General features: G+C 56.9%; 8 protein-coding genes. 6 read left to right on the forward strand and 2 right to left on the reverse strand.

Features of this window, described 5'->3' with window-relative positions; all coding sequences use genetic code 11:
* Positions 1–41 precede the first annotated feature (41 nt).
* On the reverse strand, positions 42–1,247 hold the full coding sequence (coaBC, locus tag B145_RS0113250) for a bifunctional phosphopantothenoylcysteine decarboxylase/phosphopantothenate--cysteine ligase CoaBC (RefSeq protein ID WP_018607935.1): 1,206 nt from the start codon (positions 1,245–1,247) through the stop codon (positions 42–44).
* Positions 1,248–1,350: 103 nt separating this feature from the next.
* Here coaBC and radC point away from each other — a divergent pair, with 103 nt between their 5' ends.
* The 6 genes from radC (at position 1,351) to B145_RS0113280 (ending at position 6,169) form a co-directional block, all read left to right on the forward strand.
* Complete coding sequence (radC, locus tag B145_RS0113255; protein WP_026259113.1) at positions 1,351–2,034, forward strand: RadC family protein; 684 nt, start codon at positions 1,351–1,353, stop codon at positions 2,032–2,034.
* 235 nt (positions 2,035–2,269) lie between these two features.
* Positions 2,270–2,506 carry a 50S ribosomal protein L28 gene (gene rpmB, locus B145_RS0113260; protein ID WP_026259114.1) on the forward strand — a complete coding sequence of 79 codons (237 nt, stop codon included), beginning with the start codon at positions 2,270–2,272 and terminating at the stop codon, positions 2,504–2,506.
* A 33-nt stretch (positions 2,507–2,539) separates the two neighbouring features.
* Positions 2,540–2,707 carry a 50S ribosomal protein L33 gene (rpmG, locus tag B145_RS0113265; protein WP_018607938.1) on the forward strand — a complete coding sequence of 56 codons (168 nt, stop codon included), beginning with the start codon at positions 2,540–2,542 and terminating at the stop codon, positions 2,705–2,707.
* 133 nt (positions 2,708–2,840) lie between these two features.
* On the forward strand, positions 2,841–3,917 hold the full coding sequence (locus B145_RS0113270; protein ID WP_026259115.1) for a 3-deoxy-7-phosphoheptulonate synthase: 1,077 nt from the start codon (positions 2,841–2,843) through the stop codon (positions 3,915–3,917).
* 33 nt (positions 3,918–3,950) lie between these two features.
* Positions 3,951–5,189 carry a DUF1015 domain-containing protein gene (locus tag B145_RS0113275; RefSeq protein WP_018607940.1) on the forward strand — a complete coding sequence of 413 codons (1,239 nt, stop codon included), beginning with the start codon at positions 3,951–3,953 and terminating at the stop codon, positions 5,187–5,189.
* A 209-nt stretch (positions 5,190–5,398) separates the two neighbouring features.
* Positions 5,399–6,169, forward strand: a complete 771-nt coding sequence (locus tag B145_RS0113280; RefSeq protein WP_018607941.1) for a hypothetical protein — start codon at positions 5,399–5,401, stop codon at positions 6,167–6,169.
* A gap of 82 nt (positions 6,170–6,251) precedes the next feature.
* On the opposite strand, the gene B145_RS27550 is transcribed toward B145_RS0113280, so the two are convergent.
* Positions 6,252–7,172: an expansin family protein gene (locus B145_RS27550; protein WP_157288405.1), complete on the reverse strand. Its 921-nt coding sequence runs from the start codon at positions 7,170–7,172 to the stop codon at positions 6,252–6,254.
* Positions 7,173–8,256 lie beyond the last annotated feature (1,084 nt).

Genomic DNA, 8,256 nt, shown 5'->3' on the forward strand with positions numbered 1-8,256 from the left:
GTGCATTGACAGGAGGGTGCATCCAGCTTGGTGCCTGAAAATCAGTGCTTTGCCTCATCCTGGGCCAGCAAGGTAGCAAGATGCGCCACGATGCCTTGTGAAACAATCGATTTGGGCGCACGGGGCAAAGGGTGGCGGCCTGCGTCGTCATACAGGATCACCGTGTTTTCATCCCCACCCATGCCATCCTGCACCAGATTGCCCACCACCAGCGGCAGGCGCTTGCGGCTGCGCTTCTGCTCGGCGTAGCTGTCCAGATCCTGGCTCTCGGCGGCAAATCCCACACAAAACGGCGCGGCAGGCAGACTGGCGACTTCAGCCAGAATATCTGGGTTCAAATCCAGCTCGATCACCGGCGCCTGCCCAGCGGTTTTCTTGATCTTGTTCTCGGCACTCTGGCGTGGCCGGAAGTCCGCCACCGCCGCCACACCAATGAACACCTGCGCAGCCCCTACGCGTTGCATCACCGCCTGATACATCTCCTGCGCGGTGTGTACGCTGATGCACTCCACCCCATGCGGCACCTCCAGCGCCACCGGGCCGCTCACCAGTTGCACCCTGGCGCCAGCCTGCGCGCAGGCACGTGCCAGGGCATAGCCCATCTTGCCCGAAGAAATATTGGTGATACCGCGCACCGGATCAATCGGCTCATAGGTCGGCCCAGCCGTCATCACGACAGTTTTGCCTGCCAGCAGCTTGGGTTGGAAAAATCCGATCAGGGCTTCGCGGATCGCTTCGGGCTCCATCATCCGCCCCTCCCCGACCTCACCACAGGCTTGCGAGCCTGAATCCGGCCCCAGAATCTCGATACCATCGGCGCGCAGTTGAGCCACATTGCGTTGCGTTGCCGGGTTGTGCCACATCTGGCGGTTCATCGCCGGGGCCACCAGCAAGGGGCAATCCCGCGCCAGGCACAGTGTAGAGAGGAGATCGTCGGCAATCCCGTTGGCAAGCTTGGCCAAGGTGTTGGCACTGGCCGGAACAATCAGCAGCGCGTCAGCAGAGCGGCTCAGATCGATGTGTGACATGTTGTTGGCACGGCGATCATCCCAGGGATCAAGCCACACCGGATGGCCGGAGAGGGCCTGGAAAGTCAGCGGCGTCACAAACCGGGCGCCGTTCTCGGTCATCACCACATGCACCTCGGCGCCAGCCTTGCCCAGCAGGCGCACCAACTCCGCCGCCTTGTAGGCGGCAATTCCGCCCGTCACACCCAATACGATGCGCTTGCCTGCAAGTTCTGTCATCTTTAATGCATCCAGATTAGTTATACGATGTGCAAATAGCATGGCCCCATCGATAGAGGGGTGCCCGAAGAACAATTCTAGCGCCTATAAGGACAAGCACACCATGGCGATTACTGATTGGCCCGAAGATGAACGTCCCCGCGAACGCTTGCTGCGCCAAGGAGCCGGGGCCTTATCCGATGCAGAACTGCTCGCCATTTTCCTGCGGGTGGGCGTCAAAGGCAAAAGTGCCGTCGATCTGGCGCGTGACCTGCTCGGGCATTTTGGCGGACTGGGGCAGCTATACGCCGCACCACTGACCGAGTTCCGCGCTTTTCCCGGCATGGGGGAGGCGAAATTTGCCCAACTCCAGGCCGTGATGGAGATGGCCCGGCGTGCGCTCAGTGAAAAGCTCAAGGCCCGTAGCGTGCTGGATTCCTCCCAGGCGGTGCGCGACTGGCTGCAACTGCATCTAGCCCACCTTCCTCACGAGGTCTTCATGGTGCTGCTGCTGGATGCGCAGAACCAGCTCATCAGCGCCCATGAACTCTTTCGCGGTACTTTGACGCAAACCAGCGTCTACCCGCGTGAGGTAGTCAAGCTTGCCCTGGCGAACAACGCAGCCAGCACGATTTTCGCCCACAACCATCCATCGGGCGTTTCTGAACCCAGTCATTCCGACCAACACCTCACCCACACCTTGAATCAGGCGCTGGGGCTGGTGGATGTGCGCGTGCTGGATCACTTTGTAGTCTGTGCGGGCAGCCCGGCACTTTCATTTGCCGAGCGCGGCATGCTGCAAATGTAGTAGACTGTCTGCTTCTTATCGAGGGTGTTTCTGCCAGAACCTGGTCAGGATCTGTGGCGAGAGGACACCAATGGCGTGCAAAGCGGCGCAAAAGCAGCATTTTTGCGCTGCGCACGAGCACCAATACACGCCCTCTCAGTAAGATCATGAATAGGTTCGAAAAGAAGTGCTTGATTCCTTGCACTTGACCCGCGTATAATCAGCGGCTTTTCGGAACCACCTACCGGAGCGAGATATGTCTCGAGTATGTATTGTCACGGGCAAAGCCCCGATGGTGGGGAACAACGTTTCCCACGCCAACAACAAAACCAAGCGCCGTTTCCTGCCCAACCTGCAGAACCGTCGCTTCTGGGTCGAATCTGAAAACCGCTGGGTCAGCCTGCGTGTTTCCAATGCTGGTCTGCGGACCATCGACAAGAAGGGCATCGAAGTCATTCTGGCCGAGCTGCGTGCGCGCGGCGAGAAGGTCTGACCCCTCGACCCACACTGAATAGCGGAGATCAAAATGGCCAAAGGCGGTCGTGAAAAGATTAAGCTGGAATCCACTGCGGGTACCGGCCACTTCTATACCACCAACAAGAACAAGCGTACTACTCCAGGGAAGCTGGAGTTTACCAAGTACGACCCGGTGGTTCGCAAGCACGTGCTGTATAAGGAAACCAAGCTCAAGTAAGGGCTTGTGCGCGGCGCGCCCGCGCAAGACCTCAAGGTTGGTTCCGACCCCTGTTGTAGTAAAAAGGCTCGCATTGCGGGCCTTTTTTATTTTCAACGCGCCCTGCGCCTCGTTTTTTTGACAGCCCCACGCCATGACGCATCCAGCTACTGAAAACCTGAACATCGCTTCGTTCGACGCAATGCCTTCACCTGCGGATATCAAGCGCCGCATCCCCCTTTCTGAAAACGCTGCTGCCACGGTTCTGGAAGGTCGGCAGACGATCATGCGGATTCTGGACCGCCAAGACCCACGCCCGATCATCATCATCGGCCCCTGCTCAATCCACGACCCTATTGCCGGATTGGATTACGCCCGTCGCCTCAAGAAACTGGCGGATGAAGTGGCCGATACGCTGTACGTAGTGATGCGCGTGTACTTTGAAAAACCCCGTACCACCACCGGCTGGAAGGGGTTCATCAACGACCCGCACATGGATGACTCCTTCCATATTGAGGAAGGCATGGAGCGCGGCCGCAAATTCCTGCTGGATGTCGCCGAAATCGGCGTGCCCGCCGCGACCGAAACGCTCGACCCCATCGCCCCGCAATACTATGGCGACCTGATCAGCTGGGCCGCCATTGGCGCCCGTACCACCGAGTCGCAGACCCACCGTGAGATTGCCTCCGGATTGTCGACCCCGGTCGGCTTCAAGAACGGCACCGATGGTTCGCTGGAAGCGGCCGTCAACGGCATCCTCTCTGCCTCGCGCCCGCACAGCTTCCTGGGGCTGAGCGAGGAAGGCCAATCCTGCATCGTGCGCACCCGTGGCAACCGCTACAGCCACATCGTGCTGCGTGGCGGTGGTGGGCGCCCGAACTACGATACCGTTTCCGTGTCGCTGGCCGAGCAGTTGCTCACCAAGGCCAAGCTACCGCAGAACGTCATCATCGACTGCTCCCACGCCAATTCCTGGAAGAAGCCGGAATACCAGCCCTTGGTGCTCAAGGACGTGGTGCATCAAATCCGCGAAGGCAGCCCCTCGATTGTCGGCGTGATGATCGAAAGCTTCATTGAAGAAGGCAGCCAGCCCATCCCGGAAGACCTCAGCAAGCTGCGTTACGGCTGTTCGGTCACCGACGGCTGCGTGGGCTGGGAGACGACTGAAGACATGCTGCGCAAGGCTCACGCCGCGCTCAAGGATGTGGTCGCCGCCCGCGCCAAGCGCTAAGAACCTATTCATTCATATCTGGAGAATATTACGATGCCCCTGATCCAGCCCTTCAAGGCGCTGCGCCCCGCCTCTGGCCGAGCAGCCGAGATCATCGCCCCACCGTATGATGTGCTGTCTTCCGTCGAAGCCCGCGCCCGCGCCGCAGGTAAGCCATGGAGCTTCCTGCACATCTCCAAGCCGGAGATCGATCTGCCTGCTGGCACCGACCTGTACTCCCCGGCGGTTTACGCCAAAGCCGCAGAGAACCTGCAAAAGATGCTCGACGCAGGCGTGATCGCCCGTGACGAACAGCCCTGCTACTACGTCTATCGGATCGTGATGGGCAGCCACGTGCAAACCGGCTTTGTTGCAGCGGCTTCGGTGATCGAATACGACAACAACCGCATCAAGCGCCACGAATTCACCCGCCCGGACAAGGAAGATGACCGCGTCCGCCAGATCGAAGCGCTCAACGCCCAGACCGGCCCAGTATTCCTCGCCTACCCTGCAGCGCCGGCCATTGACGATATTCTTGCTGCCACCGTAACCGGTACGCCGGACGCTGACGCGACGGCAGATGACGGCATCCGCCACACCCTGTGGGTGATTCGTGATGCCGCTACGATTGCCGCAATCAGCAAGCATTTTGAGGCGCTTCCCGCGCTCTACATCGCCGATGGCCACCACCGCTCTGCGGCAGCTTCCCGCGTCGCCGCAGCCCGCCGTAGCGCCAATCACCACCATACGGGCGACGAGCCTTACAACTACTTCCTCTCGGTGATCTTCCCGGATCACGCCCTCAAGATTCTGGACTACAACCGCGTGGTCTGTGATCTGAACGGGCTCTCCAAGGAAGAGTTGATCGCCAGGATCAGCCAAGCCTACACCGTGCAGGCCGTACCCAGCCAACACAAGCCCACCGTGTATGGCGAGGTCGGCATGTACCTGCCCGGCCAGTGGTACAAGCTCAACATCAAGCCCGAACTGATCCCCGCTGACCCCGTTGCCCGCCTGGACGTGAGCCTACTCACCGAGCACGTGCTCACCCCCGTGCTCGGTATTGCCGACCTGCGCCGCGACAAGCGCATCGACTTCGTCGGCGGCATCCGTGGCCTGCCGGAACTGGAAAAGCGCGTCAACAGTGGCGAGATGGCCGTTGCCTTCGCCATGTTCGCCACCACCATGCACGACCTGATGTCGGTCGCGGACTCCGGCCAGGTCATGCCGCCCAAATCCACGTGGTTTGAGCCGAAGCTTGCCGATGGCATGGCCTCACATGTGATTGACTGAGCCACTCTGCACCACCCGTACAAAGCCGACCTCATGGGTCGGCTTTTTTATTTTTGTCACGGGTCTCGGATAACCACAGGCGCCATCCAGTCATGCCTACGTGTTTGTCGGCTTTGTAGATGCCCTGCTATGATAAATACTGATCATATACGCAACAATTGCGTACTCTACTCCGCCACTTAACTAACTCCATAGTTCAAATGCATTCCATGGTCAACATCGAAACTCACATTTGGAAAAACCTGCACGCAGATATTCATCTAGGTAAGCACGAGATTTCTATGTACCACTACAGCCATTCGGTAATTCAACCTGCACTAGAGAGACTCACTGCAAAGATCGCCGAACTGCAACTCCAATCACAAGAAGATATAAGCCTTTGCTTTGTCTTGTCGGATATGGAACCATTGAAATCACTGACCATCCAGTCATTTGCACTTGCTATCCAATCCCTATTCGAAAGAAGCTTCCGGCAATACCTGATCTCATGCGCTCATGAGTTAAAATGGGAAACAAAGAACATAGACAAAAAACTTATCACTGGCAAATGGCCCGACTTACAAGAGGCATTCCTCAAACTCAAAGGAATTGACCTGCGCTCGTTCGACAGTTATAAGATGCTTGATTGCCTGCAGCTACTCGGTAACGCCTGTCGCCACGGCGACGGCCCCTCTCTAGAAACATTAGCACAGAAACACCCCGAATTCTGGATAGAGCCTCATCAAGCAAATCCATTACCTCCCTTGGGATTCCTACGTCCAGAAATCCCACCTCAGCCTAAAAGAAAAATTAGCGACATAGCGCTATCTGAAGATCATTTGCATGCCTTTGTAAACGCCATAATATGGTTTTGGAATGATCACGAATACATTTACATTAACAGCATTTCAAGCAAAAATCCTCACATTTCCCAAACACTTGCCAAGATGCGAAAAGCACGTGCGAATCGATCACCATGCAAACCAACGAATATAGTCTGATGCATCGGATAATAAAATACTCACCTTCAGCAAAACAAAACGTCCTTAATCATTGGACAAGGCCTACTGCCTACCACGTCAATCAGAGCAGCGAATAGCTGGCATTTGCATTACCCAATTGCGCGGGGGTCAGCTGCACAGTTGCCGTTGTGCCATCGACATAATTCACGGTAATCGTGAATTGTGATGTGGATGATTGAAGGATGCTGGTCGGTACGATGTAGAAATTTTCGATACTGCTGTCAAAGGCAAAACCACCTTGAACCGTGGTATCGCCTACCCCCTGGTAGCTGATGGAAGATACGGCAGTTGCAGGGTTACGCACCTGGATGCGTGACCACCAGACGCTGCTGCCATCTTTAACATACAGCGAGGGGGCACCATCCGACACGCCACTTACGCCCTTGCAAGAAACGAAGCGCCACTGCCCGGTATAGCGCCCAAAGCCATCCACCATGACCTGCCCTGGAGCGGAGCCCCCCAGGTCGATACCGCAATTGGCATCTGCGCACTTGTCCATAATGCGCACAGTCACCGTCTTGAGCCCTTGCGAAGTGAGTACGGTCGTCTGTGCGCACTGCCCACAACTTTTGCCGCCTTGCCATTGCCCCAGGCCATCGCCGGAAGCCACGTTGACGTTGATGGCTGCATAATACATGACGTTGGTGGAGCCGTAGTTGCAGGCACCACCGTTGCTGGCGCTCGTACTGTATTCAGTCACATTACCCAATCCGCCTGTACTGGATACGCTAGGCGACACAGGCGTTGCCGCATTGCACACACCAGAACATGTTGCAGGAAGGCTGCTCCCCGCGCTCGCGGCACTGGAAACACTACCTTGGCTGCCGGAACTCCCCCCCGCACTGCTGGAAGCGCTCCCACCACTGCTTCCCCCGCCACCGCACCCCACAAGCACAGCGAACCACAGCGCCAAACCGACACTCATCCACCACTTTTGCGGTTTGCTCTGCATATCCATATCGACGCGTAAAGGCATTTTCATCGGGCCTCCGAAAAAACGTGCTGTAAAAATAAGGATTTGCAATACCCGCTCTATTGCAATTAAGGCAGCAAATGTCACCTGTGCCGTTTTTTACTATAGCACTGACATATGCATCAACTAGACTTGAGGTGCCGAATGGAGGGATATTAGAATCTGCGCCAGATGCACGATTCAAATCAACGACTTGGTGGCGGTGAGTTAACCGCCCCGGCAAAATACATGCAAATTTGATTTGTATGCGATGGATACAAATGGCATCCATCCTGGCGGCCAACCAGAGGGAAGACCTCGACCAAGGCCGCGTACCTTGAAGGAGAAGTGAACCAAAAAAAAGCCCGTGCATGACACGGGCTTGAAAAAGCTGACGCGGAAGTCGTCAACTGTGAGGACGGAAATACAGGGGGGAAAGCTTGGACGCTACGGAACGCCCCGCAACGCCATTGTGTGCACTTTCCCGTTATTCTTTGCGAGCGGTGCGCCGCTCTTTATGATGCTTAGCGCAAAGGGCCATTGGTAATGACCCTGCCCCAGTCATAGCTTGTTAGAATTCCTTCACGAAACCCGCGCGGGTATAGGTTGCATCAACCTTGCTGAAGCTGCCAATGAAGCCAGCCTTGGTGCCATCGTAGCCACCGGACACCGTGCCTTGGTTGCGGGCGAAGTCATCCTTCTGCCANGCTGCGTAGAAGTAAGCAGACTTGGACATGAAGTAGGAGCCGCCGATCATCCAGCCCTTGCCGCTGTTGCGGGTAGAGGCCAAGTCGTTCAGGTGGGAGCGTTCAATACCCACTTGGAANCGGTCGCCCAGGTTATAGGCCACCACGAAGTTGGTGTTCTTTTCCTTGAAGGCGCCTGCAGCCGTACCGTCACCACCCTTGTAGATGTTGTAGTTCATGCCGATCTTCAGGCCTTCGATCGGGTGGATGCTGATCGAATGTTCTTGCCAGTGCATGCCGTTGCTCAGGCCTTGACCAAAGGTGGTGCGNGCACGTTCGTGGGTGGACAGCGTCCAGTTCACCAGCTTGCCGACAGCGCCCGTCACAGCCAGCGCACGTACGTTACCGCCGTTAACCGCCCCGGTGGC

It is taken from the genome of Uliginosibacterium gangwonense DSM 18521 (assembly GCF_000373965.1).
Lineage (GTDB): Bacteria > Pseudomonadota > Gammaproteobacteria > Burkholderiales > Rhodocyclaceae > Uliginosibacterium > Uliginosibacterium gangwonense.